The organism is Propionicimonas sp. (assembly GCF_034927565.1).
GTDB lineage: Bacteria > Actinomycetota > Actinomycetes > Propionibacteriales > Propionibacteriaceae > Propionicimonas.
Window position 1 is genome coordinate 1 of the sequence record NZ_JAYFPT010000045.1, and the last position, 14,214, is coordinate 14,214.

The window sequence follows — 14,214 nt, forward strand, 5'->3', positions numbered from 1 at the left end:
GGCCGTCCTGTTGTGGTTCCCGTTGTGGACGCTGCTGGGCGAACTGGCCAAGCCCCGCGGACGCGGCGACATCCCACGGCGCGTGGTGATCGGACTCGCCGTCCTGCTGGCGCTGGTCATGCAGGTCCGGTGGGCGTTCACTTTCTTCACCGGCGACTGGTCGAGTTAGAGCGTGTCTCCATCCCAGTAGTGGCCTGCCCCGCGGGCGTCTCGCGGTGTTGTCACCACATCGCCTCCCTCCTCCGCCGTGCGAGCCACTCCGCGAGACCCCGCTCGCGACGGCCAGGGATGAGGAGACACGCTCCAGCCTCCGTCCCGACCCAGGTGAGTCGCAGGGATGGGCGAGGACCGGAGGGCTTCGGGCGTCTGGCAATCTTGCTTCCATGAGTGGTCTTTACCCGGCAGGCAATCCGTGGTTCCGGCTCGGCCGGCTGGAGGTCGGCACGGTGATGCTGGTGGTGATCTCGGTGGTTGCGTCCTGGGTGCTCTGGGTAGCCGCGCCGGGTAGCGCCGAGGCGCTGTACTTCAGCCCCGATCTGGTGGCCGGCGGCGGGATCTGGCGGCTGGTCACCTGGCCGTGGGTGAATCCGTTGTCGCTGTGGGCCGTCCTGGACGTCTTCTTCCTGTGGTATTTCGGCCGCGATCTCGAGGCCCAGCTGGGACGGTCGCGGACGGCCTGGCTGCTGCTCGGCATCTGGGGCGCGCTGACCGTCGCGTCGGCGATCATCTGGCTGATCATGGGTGGCGGCATGGGCCTGGCCGGTATCGGCCTGGTGCAGATGCTCGTGCTGCTGCTGTGGATCGCCGAGAATCCGACCCGCCGGTTCTTCTTCAACATCCCGGCCTGGGTGATCGGTGCGGTGATCCTCGGCCTGCAGATCCTCACCTGGGTGGCCGCACGGGCCTTCGACGGCCTGCTCGCGCTGCTGCTCGGGCTGGTGCTGGTCGCGTTGGTGGCCAAGCGGGTCGGGCTGCTCAGCCAGTACGCGTGGATTCCCGGAAGGGCGGCAGCCCCGCGTGCGCCCAAGCGGCGTACCGCGCGGGCCTCGAAGGAGGTTCGCGTCGCCGTCCGCAACCACGAGCGGGCGGCCTCCGACCGCGACCAGCTCGACGCCCTGCTCGACCAGATCAACGAGCGCGGGCTCGACAGCCTGACGCCCGCGCAACGGCGCGAGATGATGCGGCTGCGGGACCGGCTCCGCGGCAGTTGAGGGCTCGGCCGACCGGGCGGTCCTCGCCCGGGCCGCGTCAGATCCGGTTCGAAACCCGGGTTCGAGGGGAATATTCCCTCAGGGGCCGATCTGGAACCGGATTATGCAGCCAATCAGTAGCCGATCGCCTTCTGGGTTTCCCGGATCGCCTCGGCGGAGATCTTCAGCTGGCGGAGTTCGTGGGCGTCCATCGGGAATTCGTAGACCTCCTCGACGCCGTTGCGGGTGACCAGACTGGGCACCGACATCGCGATCCCCGAGATGCCACGGTAGTCGTCCAGCACCGACGACACCGGCAGGATCTGGCGGCCGTCACCGAGCAGCACCTCGACCAGGCTCGCACCGGCCAGGCCGATCGCATAGTTGGTGGCGCCCTTGCCCTCGATGATCTCGTAGGCGGCGTGCACGGTGCGCTCGGCGATGCTGGCCAGTTCTTCGTCGGTGAACAACTGCCGACCGTCTGGACCCTTCCACTGCCGGATCGGGATCTGCCCGATGGTGGCGCTGGACCAGATCGGGAACTCGGTGTCGCCGTGCTCGCCAACCATGATGGCGTGGACGTTGCGCTGGGCCACGTTCGCGCGCTGGCCGATCGCCCAGCGCAGCCGTGAGGTGTCGAGCAGGGTTCCGGTGGCGAACACCCGTGAGGCGGGCAGCCCGCTGGCCTTCTGGGCCACCACGGTGAGCACGTCGCAGGGGTTGGTCACCAGCACCAGCAGGGCGTCGGGGGCAACCTCCATCAGCTGGGGGACCATCGTGGCCAGGATGCCGGCGTTCACCCCGGCGAGGTCGAGCCGGGTCTGGCCGGGCTTCTGTCGGGCGCCGGCGGTGATGATGATGATGTTGGAGTCGCGGGCGACCTCGATGTCGGCCCCGCCCTCGACCACGGAGGTGGGTGTGAACTGGGTGCCGTGGGCGAGGTCCTTGACCTCGGCGTCCACCTTCTTGGCGTTGATGTCGTAGAGGGCGACCCGACGCGCCGAGCCGCGGATGATGGACGCGTAGGCGATCGACGAGCCGACCGAACCGGCACCGACGACCGTCAGTTTCGAGGTCTTGACGCCAGGGGTCTCAACCGGGTTGGTGGTCATGGCAGGAGCCTACCGATGCCTCGGCCGGGAGTGTCAGGGTTCGGCGCGCGGATCTCCGTTCCCGAGACCTTGGTCGAGTTGGTGGAAACCGCCCACACCGTGACGCATCCCGATCTCGGATCCGCCCGATCTCGGAGCCGCATGCCCGGCCCGCTATGCTGCGGCGATGCAATTCGAGGGTGTGGATCACCGTGACTTTCCGCACTCGACCGCGTGGGCCGAGGGCGTGGAGATGATGGAGGCCGATCTCGGCGCCCGCAACGTGTACGTCCATCTGAATGTCGGCTACGCGACGAAGTCGGGACGCCAGCTTCATCTGCAGGTGATTCAGCCCTGCCTGGACTCAACCATCGTGAGCTGGGACGAACTGACCGCGGAGCGGTTCGGATGCATTGCCTTCGTGCAGGGTTCGGCGTGGGGTGAGCAGCCGATGGGCGCCTTGCTGGAGTTCTGGTGTCGCTTCGCCCGCCGGGGGTACGTGGTGGCGCTCATCGAGTACCGCCCGAGCGATCTCGCAGCCTTTCCCGCTCAGGTCCAGGACGTGAAGACCGCCGTGCGCTGGCTCACGGCCAACCACGCCCGGTTCGGCATCGATCCGGAACAGATGGTCCTCGCGGGGGACTCCTCCGGTGGTCATACCGCGCTGCTGGTGCATGCCACCCAGGCGCTGGACGACCTCGACGACGAACCCGGCGTGCCGCTGGATCTCAAGGCCTGCGTCGATTTCTACGGCCCGACCCGTCTCGACCTGATGAACGACGAGCCGACCACCATGGACCATCGGGGGCCGGACAGTCCCGAAGGCCGCCTGCTGGGCGGCGTGGATCTGCGTTCCGTCCCGGAACTTGTCAGGCGGGCCGACCCCGGCCACTGGGTGAGCGCCGACCGTCCGCTCACTCCGCTGTTGATGATTCATGGATCGAAGGATCGACTGGTTCCGTTCGCGCAGAGCGTCGAGCACTACCGCGTGCTGCGCGCAGCTGGCCAGCCCGTCCGACTCATCCAGGTGCGTGGCGCCGGCCACGGCGGCCCCGCCCTGTTCACCGTGCAGGTGGCTGACGCCGTCGACCTGTTCCTGCAGGACGCCCTCGGTCCCAGGCCGGCCACGACAGCGGACGGCCGGCCAGTCTGATCAGCCGCCGCGCGGACCCGGCCCGCGCTGACACCTGCTGGTTCGGTCGTGTCACCAGGAGTGGGGGCGAGTCTCCACGACTGGTCAGCCGAGCAGGGTCGCGGTGACCTGCCAGAGGTGTGCGGCCGCGTCCGGGTCGCACAAGGACGGGAAGGGCGCGCGGGCGACCGGGCGGCCGGTCAGGCCGAGGTGGCCCGCCGGGGCGAACAGCCGCACATCGTCCGCGTCGGTGGTTGCCGCGGCGAGGGCGGTGCGCGCCGCTTCGGCAGGGCTGTTGCCGAGGTGCTGCGATGCCCAGTGCACCAGCTCGCCGGGCAGCATCGCCCGGATCGCCGGAGCGATCGACGAACCGGGGGTGACACCCGGATGGCACAGCTGCACCGAGACTCCCCAGCCGCTGGCGCTGCTCCGCCGAGCCACCTCCATGCCGAACAGTCCGAGGGCCAGTTTGGAGGCCGCGTAGGCGCGGAACGCGTGGAACGACCGCTCGCCCTGCAGGTCGTCCCAGTCGAGTTGGACGTGGGCGGCCGCCAGGCTGCACTGCACGACCAGGCGGCTGCCGTGCTGGCGCAACCTGGGAAGCAGGTCCCGGACGAGTGCAGCGTGGCCCAGGTAGTTCGTCTGGAAGTTCAGCTCGAACCCGTCCGGGGTGAGTTGGCGGCCGGGGGAGCCGACCGTCACGACACCGGCGTTGAGGACGAGCAGGTCGATCGGCCGGTTGGCCAGTGCTGTGGCCAGCCCATGAACGGTCTCCAGCCGGGCCAGGTCGAGATCGAGCAGTTCCACCCCGGCCTGCGGCAGCCGCTCACGAATCCGGACGAGAGCGCCGTCGCCCCTCGCGCGATCACGGACCGGCAGCAGCACGCGGGCGCCGCCGGCGGCCAGGCCGAGGGCGATCTCCAGGCCGATGCCGCTGCTTCCTCCGGTGACCAGCGCCGTCCGTCCCGCGAACTCCATGGCGGCCGACTCTACTGGTCCTCGATCCGGTTCGGTCGCGGCTTGGACGCACAAGCGGCTACGGGGCCCTAGGATCAGAGCGGCCCAGGAAGGGAAGAGTCATGATGGAGATCCTGTTCGACACCGCGAACCTCGCCGACATCGAGGAGATGACCCCGCTCTACCCCGTCTCGGGGGTTACCAGTAACCCGACCATCATCAAGGCTGAGGGCCGGATCGACTTCTACAACCACTTCCGCCGGATCCGTCAGCTCCTCGGCGCCGAGCGTACCCTGCACATCCAGGTGCTCTCCCAGGACGTGGCCGGTATCGTCGCCGACGCCCATCGGCTGCGGGAGATGGTGGACGATCAGGTTTTCGTGAAGATCCCGACCACCGAGCAGGGCATCCAGGCGATGCGCCTCCTGCGCGACGAAGGGGTCGGGGTGACGGCTACCGCGATCTACTCCAAGGCCCAGGGCATGCTGGCGGTCGCCGCCGGCGCGAACTACATCGCGCCCTACTTCAACCGGATGGAGAGCCTGGACATCGACACCGTCTCCACGATCAAGTCGCTCAGCCGCTTCATCGACCGGCACGGCGCCGACTGCAAGATCATGGCCGCCTCCTTCAAGAACGTCGCCCAGGTCTCGGCGGCCCTCGAGGCGGGGGCGCACGCGGTCACCGTCCCGCCCCGACTGCTGCGGGCAGCGCTGGCCGCGCCGGACATCATCCAGGCCGTCGCGGTGTTCGCCGCCGACTGGCACGAGACCTTCGGCACCGACACCCTGCCCTGATCGCCCTGCCCGTTCGACCCGCTCGGGACGAGGGGTCTCCGTTTGCCACGCTGTTCCCGGACAGGAACTCCGCAGCGCTTCTCGGCCGACCGGTGGCCGCATTCTTCTACCCCGCGGTAGAACACGGACATGGCCACGATGAACATCAAGGATCCACGGGTCCATGAGCTGGCCCACGAGTTGGCGCAGTTCCGAGGTTCCAGCGCGACGGCAGCGGTGCGCGCCGCGCTGGAGGAGGCGCTGGCCGCTGAACGTCGGCGCACCCCAGACCTGCGCTCGATCGTTGCCCGGCTTCAGGAACGCGCAGCCTCGACCCGGGCCGAATGGCTCACCGACGACGACCTTTACGACGAGAACGGGTTGCCGCGATGATTCTCGACACCTCCGCGGTGATCGCCATCCTGCGGGACGAGCCGGAGGCGGACGACTTCCGCGCGCTGGTCGAGGCCAGCCGCATGGTCGCCATGTCCGCCGGGAACGTGCTGGAACTGGCCATGGTGATCGGACGAAGCGACCCGGGGCTGGTGGAGCTGTTCATCGAGGAGCTGGGAGTCACGGTGCTGCCGGTGGACACCGAACACCTCCGCTGGGCGCGCCACGGGTACGAGTTCTACGGCCGCGGTTCGGGATCGTCGGCCCGCCTCAACTACGGTGGCTGCCTCGCCTACGGAGCCGCCCGTGCGACCGGCCAGGGGTTGCTCTACATCGGTGAGGACTTCGTCCACACCGATGTTCGCTCGGCCTGGGGCTAAGCCGAACCGGTCAGCGCTCCTTCGTCCCATCTCGGTCGGTGGGCAGGGCTGCCCCCGTGGTTCTGACTCAGGTTGGGAACGGTTCCTAGCTGAGGCAGGTGGCTCGACGGAGTCGTTCCCGTCGAGCCACCTGCCGTCCCGGGCCCCGCCCGGTGTGCTGGGGTCGATCAGGCGGTGCAGAGCTCCTGGAAAGCCGTCATCGACTTCTGAAGGTCGGTCATGATCGTCGCAGCGTCAGCGGCGGCGGCCATGTCCTTGTCGATCAGTACCTTCTTGAGCAGGTCGGCCAGCTTGCCGTAGTACTTCTGGATCCCGGTGAGGGCTTCTTTGACCTTCGGGTGGTTGCTCGACTCGGCGAACGTACCGAAGTAGTCGGCCATCGCCTTGACGGCGTCAACGGTGTCCTGCGGGTCCTTTCCGTCGCTCTGGGCGAGTGCCGCGCTGACCTTGGCGAGTTCGGCGCTGGCTTCGACCATCTTGGCAGTGGGTTCGAGGCATGCCTCGGCCAGCGACGGCTCGCTTGCGCTGGTCTCCGGTGCCGCGGGGCTGGTCTCCGGTGCTGACGTGGTCTGCTCGGCGGACGGGGCCGGGGCCGAGGTGCTGACTGCGGGGGCCGGGGGCTGGGTTGCGGCCGGAGCGCTTGAGCAAGCGGTGAGGCCCAGTGCTGTGATGGCGATGGTGGCCACCGTGGCGATACGCCGGTTCATGTAAGTGTTCCCTCCTCTGATCTGTGTCGCCGTGGCAGAGCGGCTCGCTCCGCTCTGCGAGACAATCTCGCCGGGTGGTTGGAAGCGCGGTCTTTCCGGCCACATCAATGTGACTCATAGTCCGTGGACTGATCGTCAGCATAGCGGAACCGTGGGGTCATGCCCCCGGTACCCCAGCGCCTTGCGTTTGGGGCACGGGTGCGGGCGCTGCGTACCGATCGAGGCTGGTCACAGGAGGAGCTCGCTCATCGAGCCAACCTCGACCGGACCTATGTCAGCGGGGTGGAGCGGGGAGTCCGCAACCCGACGCTTGATGTGATCACCCGGTTCGCCGACACTCTCGAGGTTGAGGTCGCAGATCTCTTCCCCCGTGGCGGGGTCCACTCCGAACGCTGAACGGGCTGCCCAAGGCTAGAGCGTGTCTCCCCATCCCAGTAGTGGCCTGCTGCGCAGCGCCCACGGGCGTCTCGCAGCGTTGTCGTCGGTCGACGATGCACCTCATCGCCTCCCTCCTGTGCCCTGCAAGCCACTCCGCGAGACCTCGCTCGCGACGGCCAGAGATGGGGAGACACGCTCGAACCCAGATCGGCTCAGGTCGGGGATCTACCTGGGCGTGACGCAGGGAGGAACCCCAAGAGAGCCACACCCGATAGACGACCAACCAACCCTGCCAGCCACCACGAGTCTTAGGACCCGCCCGTAAATACCCGGTGCGTGTCGCTTCCTGGATCGGGCGCCTGATTGCGTTGTCGGCCACTCCCGGGTAGCGCTGCTACGCGGTCGAGCCTCCGCCTTATCATGCGTCCCGCCCAGAAACCGCCGCCAGCACCGTTCATTTGCCGGCGGGCCCATACGGTCCCCAGGAGAGTCGAACCGCCCTTTCTTCAGGCTCGCAGCACGGAGGCGCCGGAGGGCGCTGCCACCGGCGGGGTGAAGGCATTGTCCAGCGAGCGGGCGGCCCCCTTGTCGGCCGAGAGCGCCAGGGCGGCGTAGATCCTCAGCGACTGGGACACCTCGCGCTGCCGGTTCCTGGGCTTCCAGCCCAGCTGGTTCTGCCGCAGCCGGCGCTCCTCAAGGGTGGCCTCGTCCACCAGGACGTTGATCGAACGGTCGGGGATCGAGAACTCGATCAGGTCGCCGTCCTCGATCAGGCCGATCGCCCCGCCGGAGGCGGCCTCGGGCGAGACGTGTCCCACCGACAGCCCGGACGAGCCGCCGGAGAACCGTCCGTCGGTGATCAGCGCACACTTCGGGCCCAGCCCGGTGCCCTTCAGGTAGGACGTCGGGTACAGCATCTCCTGCATGCCCGGGCCGCCCTTGGGGCCCTCGTAGCGGACGACCACCACGTCCCCGGCCTGCACTTTCTTGCCCAGGATGGCCTCGACGGCTTCTTCCTGCGACTCGGTGACGACCGCCGGGCCGCGGAAGCTCCACTGATGCTCGGGGACGCCGGCGGTCTTCACGATCGCGCCGTCCGGGGCGATGTTGCCCTTCAGCACGGCCAGGCCACCGTCGGCGGTATAGGCGTGCTCGACCGAGCGGATGCAGCCCTGCTCGGCGTCGGTGTCCAGGTCGGCCCAGCGGTTGTTCGTGCTGAAGGCCTCGGTGGTGCGGACGCCGCCGGGTGCGGCGTACCACAGGTCCATCGCCTCGGGCGAGGCCTTGCCGCCGCGCAGGTCCCAGGCATCCAGCCACTCGGCCAGCGACCGGGAGTGGACGGCGTGCACCGACTCGTCCAGCAGGCCGCCGCGACGCAACTCGCCGAGGATGGCAGGCATCCCGCCGGCGCGGTGGACGTCCTCCATGTAGAACTTGGTCGAGTTCGGCGCCACCTTGCTCAGGCAGGGGGTGACGCGGGAGAGCGCGTCGATGTCGTCCAGGGTGAAGTCGACCCCGGCCTCGACGGCGGCAGCCAGGATGTGCAGCACGGTGTTGGTCGAGCCGCCCATCGCGATGTCCAGCCGCATCGCGTTGCTGAACGCGGCCTTGGTGGCGATCGAGCGGGGAAGCACAGACTCATCGTCCTCGCCGTAGTAGCGGTTGGCCAGCTCCACCACCAGCCGTCCGGCCTCCAGGAACAGGTCCCTGCGGGCTGCGTTGGTGGCCAGGGTGGAGCCGTTGCCGGGCAAGGAGAGCCCGAGCGCCTCGGTGAGGCAGTTCATCGAGTTGGCGGTGAACATGCCCGAACAGGAGCCGCAGGTCGGGCAGGCGTTGGCCTCGATGGCGGCGATCTGCTCGTCGGAGACCGAGTCGTCCACCGCCTTGATCATGGCGTCGATCAGGTCGAGGCGCTCGGAGCCGCCCTCGTCCGGGGCGCCGGAGACCACCCGGCTGCCGAGGACCCGTCCGGCCTCCATCGGACCGCCGGAGACGAACACCGTCGGAATGTTCAGCCGCAGCGCGGCCAGCAGCATGCCAGGGGTGATCTTGTCGCAGTTGGAGATGCACACCAGGGCGTCGGCACAGTGTGCGTTCACCATGTACTCGACCGAGTCGGCGATGATCTCGCGGCTGGGCAGCGAGTAGAGCATGCCGGCGTGGCCCATCGCGATGCCGTCGTCGATCGCGATCGTGTTGAACTCCCGGCCGATCCCGCCGGCCTCCTTGATCGCGCCGGCCACCAGTTGGCCCATGTCTTTGAGGTGGACGTGGCCGGGCACGAACTGGGTGAACGAGTTCGCGATGGCGATGATCGGCTTGCCGAAATCGGAGTCGGTCACGCCGGTGGCGCGCCACAGGGCGCGGGCGCCGGCCATATTGCGGCCGTGGGTGGTCGTCCGGGAACGCAGTGCTGGCATGCTGATCTTGCCTTTCGTCAGGTATCAAGGGTACGCGCCCGCGCGATCGGGACTCAGGTGGCGGGACAGCTGGTCCCAGCCCGCGGGCGGGCGGGCGTCTGCCGCCGGCTCGTACCCGGCGACGCTGCGGCACTCGACTGGTTCAGATCCCAGCCCGCGGCTGGGTGGGCGTCTGCCGCCGGACGGCTGCACTACGATGGGGCAACGCGTGGCAGCCACCCGCAGCGCCACCGGCTCGCGCCCCACGACGGCGCCCCTCCTCTCTCGAACGTTGCGCGCTGCGCTGGAACGAAGACTTCTCATGGCTTGGACCCTTGCCGCCCGCGCGGCCAGCCTCAACCCGTCGGTGATCCGCGAGATCCTCAAGGTGACCGAGCGGCCCGGCATCATCTCGCTGGCTGGCGGCCTGCCCTCCCCGAAGACCTTTCCCGTGGACGCCTTCGCCCGGGCGTCAGCCACCGTGCTGCGACGGGACGGCGAGGCCGCGCTGCAGTACGCAGCCAGCGAGGGCCACCGTCCGCTGCGCGAGGCGGTCGCCACCCTGCTGCCCTGGGAGGTCGACCCCGACCGGGTGCTGATCACCACCGGTTCGCAGCAGGGGCTCGATCTGATCGGCAAGGTGCTGGTCGACGCCGGCAGCCGGGTGCTGGTGGAGACCCCCACCTACCTCGGTGCGCTGCAGGCGTTCGGCCCGCAGGAACCCGAGTTCGTCCCGGTTGCCTGCGACGAGCGCGGCGTGCTGCCGGGCGAGCTGGCGTCCGCCGCCGGGGACGGGGCCGGACGGGCGCGGTTCCTGTATGTGCTGCCGTCCTTCCAGAACCCCACCGGACGGCTGATGGACGACGTCCGCCGCGAGGAGGTCGTCGCCACCGCGGCCGAGCTTGGCCTGCCTCTGGTGGAGGACAACCCCTACGGCGAGCTCTGGTACGACACCCCGACGCCCGCACCGCTGGCCGCCCGTCATCCCGAGGGGGTGCTCTACCTCGGATCGTTCTCGAAGGTGCTGGCGCCCGGGCTGCGGCTGGGCTACCTGGTCGCGCCTCCCGAGGTCTACCCGAAGCTGCTGCAGGCCAAGCAGGCCGCCGACCTGCACACCCCTGGTTTCAATCAGCGGATGGTGCACGAGGTGATCGCCGACGGTTTCCTGGACCGCCACGTCCCGACCATCCGGGCGCTCTACCGGCAGCAGAAGGACGCCATGCTGGCCGCGCTGGAGCGCGAGTTCGCCGGCCTGGACGTTGCCTGGACCAGGCCGCAGGGCGGCATGTTCCTGTGGCTGCGGCTACCGCCGGGGGCCGACTCGCTGGAGTTGCTGGACGCCGCCGTCGAGGTGGGAGTGGCCTTTGTGCCCGGCGCCGCCTTCTTCGCCGGAGAGCCCGATCCGCGGACGCTGCGGCTGTCCTACGTCACTTCGACGGTCGGCCAGATCGATACCGCCATCGCCCGGCTTGCTGATCTGGTGCGGGATCGCGGCGACCGCGTCGGAGACTGACGTAATTCTGCAGGTCGATGCTTCCGGCAGGTAGGGACTGGCCTTGGCGAAGCATCGAGCCGCAGAATTGCGACAGCGCCGGCTGGGCGAGTTCGACGCGGCCGCCGCCATGGTCGCGTCCGGGTTTGACGCAATTCTGCAGGTCGATGCCTCCGCTGTCCCGAATTGGCTGATCGCGCAGTATCGAGCCGCGGAATTGCGACACCGCCGGCTGGGCGAGGAGCAGGACCCGGCCGCGGTTGCGGCCGGCGCGGGCTGTTCAGCTCTCGCCCAGGCCCGTCCCGAGCTTGCGTGCGGTCTGGATCCACTCGTGGTCCGGCGGCACCAGCTTGAGGTTCCCCGCCACCTCCTTCAGCGGAACCGGAGCGGTCTCCTCACCGCGGGCGGCGACCATGATGCCGAACTCGCCCTTGGAGACATGGTGGGCGGCGGCCGTCCCGATCCGGGAGCCGAGCAGCCGGTCGGAAGCCACTGGCGTGCCGCCGCGCTGAACGTAGCCGAGGATCGACACCCGCGACTCCAGCCCGGTGGCGGCCTCCAGTTCGCGGGCGAGCTTGAAGGTGTGCTCGCGCTGGGAGTCGAGGACGTTGGCGAGGTGCTTCTTCGCCGCCCCGATCGACTCGGGGGTTTTGGCGGTCTTCACCAAGGCCTCCGCGGCCTCGATGTCGGCGGCGTCGGCCAGATCGCGAGCGCCCTCGGCCACCGCCACCACCGAGAAGTTGCTGCCGCTGGCCACCCGCCGGTTGATCGTCTCGGCAACGGACTCGACCGAGTAGGGGATCTCCGGCAACAGGATGATGTCGGCGCCACCGGCGATCCCGGCACCCAGGGTCAGCCAGCCGGCCCGGTGACCCATGATCTCGGTGAGGATGATCCGGTGGTGGCTGTGGGCGGTGGAGTGCAGCCGGTCGATCGCGTCGGTGGCGATCTCCATCGCGGTAGCGAAGCCGAAGCTGGTGTCGGTGTGGGCGATGTCGTTGTCGATGGTCTTCGGGAGGTGGATCACGTTCAGGCCCACCTCGGCCAGCCGCATCGCGTTCTTCGCGGTGCCCCCGCCGCCGAGCAGGACCAGGCCGTCCAGCCCCTCCTGCTCGTAGTTGGCGACCACCTGATCGCGCATGTCGCGGAGTTCACCGTCCACGGTCATGCGGTGCACCTTGTCGCGGCTGGTGCCCAGGATCGTGCCGCCAATGGTGAGGATGCCGGACAGTGCCTTCCCGTCCAGCGGAATGGAGCGGTTCTCCACCAGGCCGCGGATACCGTCGCGGTAGCCGATCAGCTCCATGCCGTAGTGCAGCGCCGCCTTGCCGAAGCCGCGGATCGCGGCGTTCAGGCCCGGGCTGTCACCGCCGGCCGTCAGGATGCCGATCTTCTTCTTGCGGGTGGCGGTGGTCATGATCATCCCCTTCGTCCGGTGGAGTCAGGCTAGCGGGTTCCGCCGTCCCTGGAAGGGGAAGAGCGTGGCGTGAACTGCCGTCTGGGACAGGGTGTGCTCTGTCGGTGGGCGCCGTTGTGATCGCTGATCGAGTTCGTCCGGGCTTGCCGGTTGCGGCTGGTGTGATGGGTGGTCGGGTCCGTTGAGTTCTGCGGGTTGCGGCTGGTGGGATGAGCCGGTGGGGTCTGACGGTTGTGTCTGGTGTGACGGGCCGGTCGGGACTGTCGAGTTCTGCCGGCTGCGGCCGGTGCGATGGGCGGTCGGCCTCGTCGAGACCTGCCGGTTGCGGCCGGGGGATCGGCGCTTGGGCCCGTCGGGCCCCGTCCGGGCGTCGGATCAGGGATAATGCAGTCTCAAGGCCACCTGTGCCAGGACGGAGGAGCCGATGCGCAGGCACCGAATCACCGTGGGCACGGGCATCCTCGCCGCCGCCCTCAGCCTGGCAGCCTGCGGTACCACCCCGCCGCCCGGCATCGCCACCCCATCAGCGTCGGGCAGCCCCACTTCCGTCTCGGCGCCTCCGACCCCCACGCCGACAGCCACCCCGTCCGCTTCCCCGACCCCGAGCCCGACCCCGACCCCGAGCCGGACGCCGACCCGCACACCGACGGCGTCGCCGACCCCTTCCAAGCCGTCGGCAACGGGCTTCCAGTTGAGCGGCACCGGACTGGGCGGGATGAAGTGGGGTGCGACCGCCGACGAGGTCGAGGCGCTGCTGAACGCCGAGTTCGGCGCGCCCTCCGAGGTTTATGTCGGGCTGGACTGCGAACTCAATCCATCCAGCCCGTGGTCGCGGACGCTCAGCTACGGTGCGCTGGGTGTGCACTTCGTCGCGAACGGCACCTCGCGGAACGCAGCTAAGTTCCTGAGGTCGTGGTCGCTGGGGCTGGAGGGTGACATCGACCCCCGGCTGCGGATCGCCAACAACCTGCCGACCTTCGCCAGCTTCGCCGACCTGACGAAGAAGTACCCCGAGGGCACCCTCGAGGACAGTCCGTTCGCTGACGGCACCCAGATCTTCACCCACCCCAACGGGATCCGGTACATCGGCGAGCAGATTCCCGACGTGATGCAGGCCGGCGAACTGGGCTCCTGCGACTGAGTACGACCGGTCCCCGGCGGGCTCTCTGTCACCGATCTCCTGAGACATCACACCCCGGCGGGCTCTCTCCGCTGCTGGCGCTGTGCTGTCGGCACCGTCGGCTGTCGGCGCTGTCGCTTCCTTGTCCCGCGGCACGTTGCGTGTCGTCGGTCATCTTGCGCGTGATCTGACAGGCGCAAGGTGACCCGGGGCGCGCGATGCGGAAGCACTTGGTGGTGCTCAGGTGCCGGTTCCCCAGACAGCAGTGGCGCCAGAGTGGCCGGTCAGCACGATGACCGCCAGGCTGGCCAGGGCGGCCAGGACGGTGAGCACCGCGCAGGTGATGAACAGCGGGCGGCTGCGTCCCCGTCCGGCCAGCACCAGGAGCAGGGTGGTGACGGCCAACGCGCCCGCCGGCCAGGGGGCCGCCAGTCCCCAGAACATGTGCGTGCCGAGAGCACCGGTCCCGGTGGTGGTGCCGGCGAACACCTCGCCGGTGAGCCGTGCACCGAGGACGGTGGCGAAGGCCACCACCGAACCCGCCACCACCAGCGAGCCGTACCGGTTGCGAGCCCGCTGCGACAACACGATCAGGAGCGCGCCGAACGCTGCCAGGGGGAGCAGGACGACGGCGGCGTGGACGATGAGCGGATGGAGCGGAAGTCCCAGAATGTCCATGGTTGATTGTTCAACCGTTCAGGGTGGCTGGCAACCCTGTGCCGCCCGGTTCACAGCATCTGCACAGAACGACGAACGGTGCCGGAGCGGTGTATCTGCAGGTG

The 14,214-nt window shown here is 69.0% G+C and carries 14 protein-coding genes; 8 read left to right on the plus strand and 6 right to left on the minus strand.

What is annotated here, in order from left to right; genetic code table 11:
• Positions 1 to 383 precede the first annotated feature (383 nt).
• Positions 384 to 1,211 carry a hypothetical protein gene (locus tag VB080_RS09070; RefSeq protein WP_323418121.1) on the plus strand — a complete coding sequence of 276 codons (828 nt, stop codon included), beginning with the start codon at positions 384 to 386 and terminating at the stop codon, positions 1,209 to 1,211.
• Positions 1,212 to 1,324: 113 nt separating this feature from the next.
• Here the strand turns inward: VB080_RS09070 and VB080_RS09075 are convergent, their stop codons facing one another.
• Positions 1,325 to 2,302 (minus strand): L-lactate dehydrogenase, encoded by a 978-nt coding sequence (locus VB080_RS09075; RefSeq protein ID WP_323418122.1) that lies wholly within the window; start codon positions 2,300 to 2,302, stop codon positions 1,325 to 1,327.
• 166 nt (positions 2,303 to 2,468) lie between these two features.
• Between VB080_RS09075 and VB080_RS09080 the strand changes: the two genes are divergently transcribed.
• Entirely contained in the window at positions 2,469 to 3,434 is a 966-nt protein-coding gene (locus VB080_RS09080; protein ID WP_323418123.1) for an alpha/beta hydrolase, read from the plus strand.
• Positions 3,435 to 3,518: 84 nt separating this feature from the next.
• Here the strand turns inward: VB080_RS09080 and VB080_RS09085 are convergent, their stop codons facing one another.
• Entirely contained in the window at positions 3,519 to 4,391 is an 873-nt protein-coding gene (locus VB080_RS09085) for an SDR family NAD(P)-dependent oxidoreductase (RefSeq protein WP_323418124.1), read from the minus strand.
• Positions 4,392 to 4,492: 101 nt separating this feature from the next.
• Here VB080_RS09085 and VB080_RS09090 point away from each other — a divergent pair, with 101 nt between their 5' ends.
• The 3 genes from VB080_RS09090 (at position 4,493) to VB080_RS09100 (ending at position 5,919) form a co-directional block, all read left to right on the plus strand.
• Positions 4,493 to 5,167: a fructose-6-phosphate aldolase gene (locus VB080_RS09090; RefSeq protein WP_323418125.1), complete on the plus strand. Its 675-nt coding sequence runs from the start codon at positions 4,493 to 4,495 to the stop codon at positions 5,165 to 5,167.
• A 129-nt stretch (positions 5,168 to 5,296) separates the two neighbouring features.
• Positions 5,297 to 5,539, plus strand: coding sequence for a type II toxin-antitoxin system VapB family antitoxin (locus tag VB080_RS09095; protein ID WP_323418126.1), 243 nt, complete (start codon positions 5,297 to 5,299; stop codon positions 5,537 to 5,539).
• Complete coding sequence (locus tag VB080_RS09100; RefSeq protein ID WP_323418127.1) at positions 5,536 to 5,919, plus strand: type II toxin-antitoxin system VapC family toxin; 384 nt, start codon at positions 5,536 to 5,538, stop codon at positions 5,917 to 5,919. Before VB080_RS09095 ends, VB080_RS09100 begins: the two co-directional genes overlap by 4 nt.
• Positions 5,920 to 6,086: 167 nt before the next feature.
• Here the strand turns inward: VB080_RS09100 and VB080_RS09105 are convergent, their stop codons facing one another.
• Complete coding sequence (locus tag VB080_RS09105; RefSeq protein ID WP_323418128.1) at positions 6,087 to 6,626, minus strand: hypothetical protein; 540 nt, start codon at positions 6,624 to 6,626, stop codon at positions 6,087 to 6,089.
• Between the two features lie 159 nt (positions 6,627 to 6,785).
• Between VB080_RS09105 and VB080_RS09110 the strand changes: the two genes are divergently transcribed.
• Positions 6,786 to 7,022, plus strand: a complete 237-nt coding sequence (locus tag VB080_RS09110; RefSeq protein ID WP_323418129.1) for a helix-turn-helix transcriptional regulator — start codon at positions 6,786 to 6,788, stop codon at positions 7,020 to 7,022.
• Between the two features lie 488 nt (positions 7,023 to 7,510).
• On the opposite strand, the gene ilvD is transcribed toward VB080_RS09110, so the two are convergent.
• Positions 7,511 to 9,424 carry a dihydroxy-acid dehydratase gene (gene ilvD / locus VB080_RS09115; protein ID WP_323418130.1) on the minus strand — a complete coding sequence of 638 codons (1,914 nt, stop codon included), beginning with the start codon at positions 9,422 to 9,424 and terminating at the stop codon, positions 7,511 to 7,513.
• A gap of 301 nt (positions 9,425 to 9,725) precedes the next feature.
• Here ilvD and VB080_RS09120 point away from each other — a divergent pair, with 301 nt between their 5' ends.
• On the plus strand, positions 9,726 to 10,916 hold the full coding sequence (locus VB080_RS09120; protein ID WP_323418131.1) for a PLP-dependent aminotransferase family protein: 1,191 nt from the start codon (positions 9,726 to 9,728) through the stop codon (positions 10,914 to 10,916).
• 259 nt (positions 10,917 to 11,175) lie between these two features.
• On the opposite strand, the gene VB080_RS09125 is transcribed toward VB080_RS09120, so the two are convergent.
• On the minus strand, positions 11,176 to 12,318 hold the full coding sequence (locus VB080_RS09125; RefSeq protein WP_323418132.1) for an ATP-dependent 6-phosphofructokinase: 1,143 nt from the start codon (positions 12,316 to 12,318) through the stop codon (positions 11,176 to 11,178).
• Between the two features lie 418 nt (positions 12,319 to 12,736).
• Here VB080_RS09125 and VB080_RS09130 point away from each other — a divergent pair, with 418 nt between their 5' ends.
• Positions 12,737 to 13,453 carry a hypothetical protein gene (locus tag VB080_RS09130; protein ID WP_323418133.1) on the plus strand — a complete coding sequence of 239 codons (717 nt, stop codon included), beginning with the start codon at positions 12,737 to 12,739 and terminating at the stop codon, positions 13,451 to 13,453.
• Positions 13,454 to 13,672: 219 nt separating this feature from the next.
• On the opposite strand, the gene VB080_RS09135 is transcribed toward VB080_RS09130, so the two are convergent.
• Positions 13,673 to 14,110: a DUF2231 domain-containing protein gene (locus VB080_RS09135; RefSeq protein WP_323418134.1), complete on the minus strand. Its 438-nt coding sequence runs from the start codon at positions 14,108 to 14,110 to the stop codon at positions 13,673 to 13,675.
• Positions 14,111 to 14,214 lie beyond the last annotated feature (104 nt).

Excerpts from the sequence above, each read along its gene's own strand:
- VB080_RS09070 (WP_323418121.1), top strand. The coding sequence starts at position 384 with ATGAGTGGTCTTTACCCGGCAGGCAATCCGTGGTTCCGGCTCGGCCGG.
- VB080_RS09075 (WP_323418122.1), bottom strand. The coding sequence starts at position 2,302 with ATGACCACCAACCCGGTTGAGACCCCTGGCGTCAAGACCTCGAAACTG.
- VB080_RS09080 (WP_323418123.1), top strand. The coding sequence starts at position 2,469 with ATGCAATTCGAGGGTGTGGATCACCGTGACTTTCCGCACTCGACCGCG.
- VB080_RS09085 (WP_323418124.1), bottom strand. The coding sequence starts at position 4,391 with ATGGAGTTCGCGGGACGGACGGCGCTGGTCACCGGAGGAAGCAGCGGC.
- VB080_RS09090 (WP_323418125.1), top strand. The coding sequence starts at position 4,493 with ATGATGGAGATCCTGTTCGACACCGCGAACCTCGCCGACATCGAGGAG.
- VB080_RS09095 (WP_323418126.1), top strand. The coding sequence starts at position 5,297 with ATGGCCACGATGAACATCAAGGATCCACGGGTCCATGAGCTGGCCCAC.
- VB080_RS09100 (WP_323418127.1), top strand. The coding sequence starts at position 5,536 with ATGATTCTCGACACCTCCGCGGTGATCGCCATCCTGCGGGACGAGCCG.
- VB080_RS09105 (WP_323418128.1), bottom strand. The coding sequence starts at position 6,626 with ATGAACCGGCGTATCGCCACGGTGGCCACCATCGCCATCACAGCACTG.
- VB080_RS09110 (WP_323418129.1), top strand. The coding sequence starts at position 6,786 with ATGCCCCCGGTACCCCAGCGCCTTGCGTTTGGGGCACGGGTGCGGGCG.
- ilvD (WP_323418130.1), bottom strand. The coding sequence starts at position 9,424 with ATGCCAGCACTGCGTTCCCGGACGACCACCCACGGCCGCAATATGGCC.
- VB080_RS09120 (WP_323418131.1), top strand. The coding sequence starts at position 9,726 with ATGGCTTGGACCCTTGCCGCCCGCGCGGCCAGCCTCAACCCGTCGGTG.
- VB080_RS09125 (WP_323418132.1), bottom strand. The coding sequence starts at position 12,318 with ATGATCATGACCACCGCCACCCGCAAGAAGAAGATCGGCATCCTGACG.
- VB080_RS09130 (WP_323418133.1), top strand. The coding sequence starts at position 12,737 with ATGCGCAGGCACCGAATCACCGTGGGCACGGGCATCCTCGCCGCCGCC.
- VB080_RS09135 (WP_323418134.1), bottom strand. The coding sequence starts at position 14,110 with ATGGACATTCTGGGACTTCCGCTCCATCCGCTCATCGTCCACGCCGCC.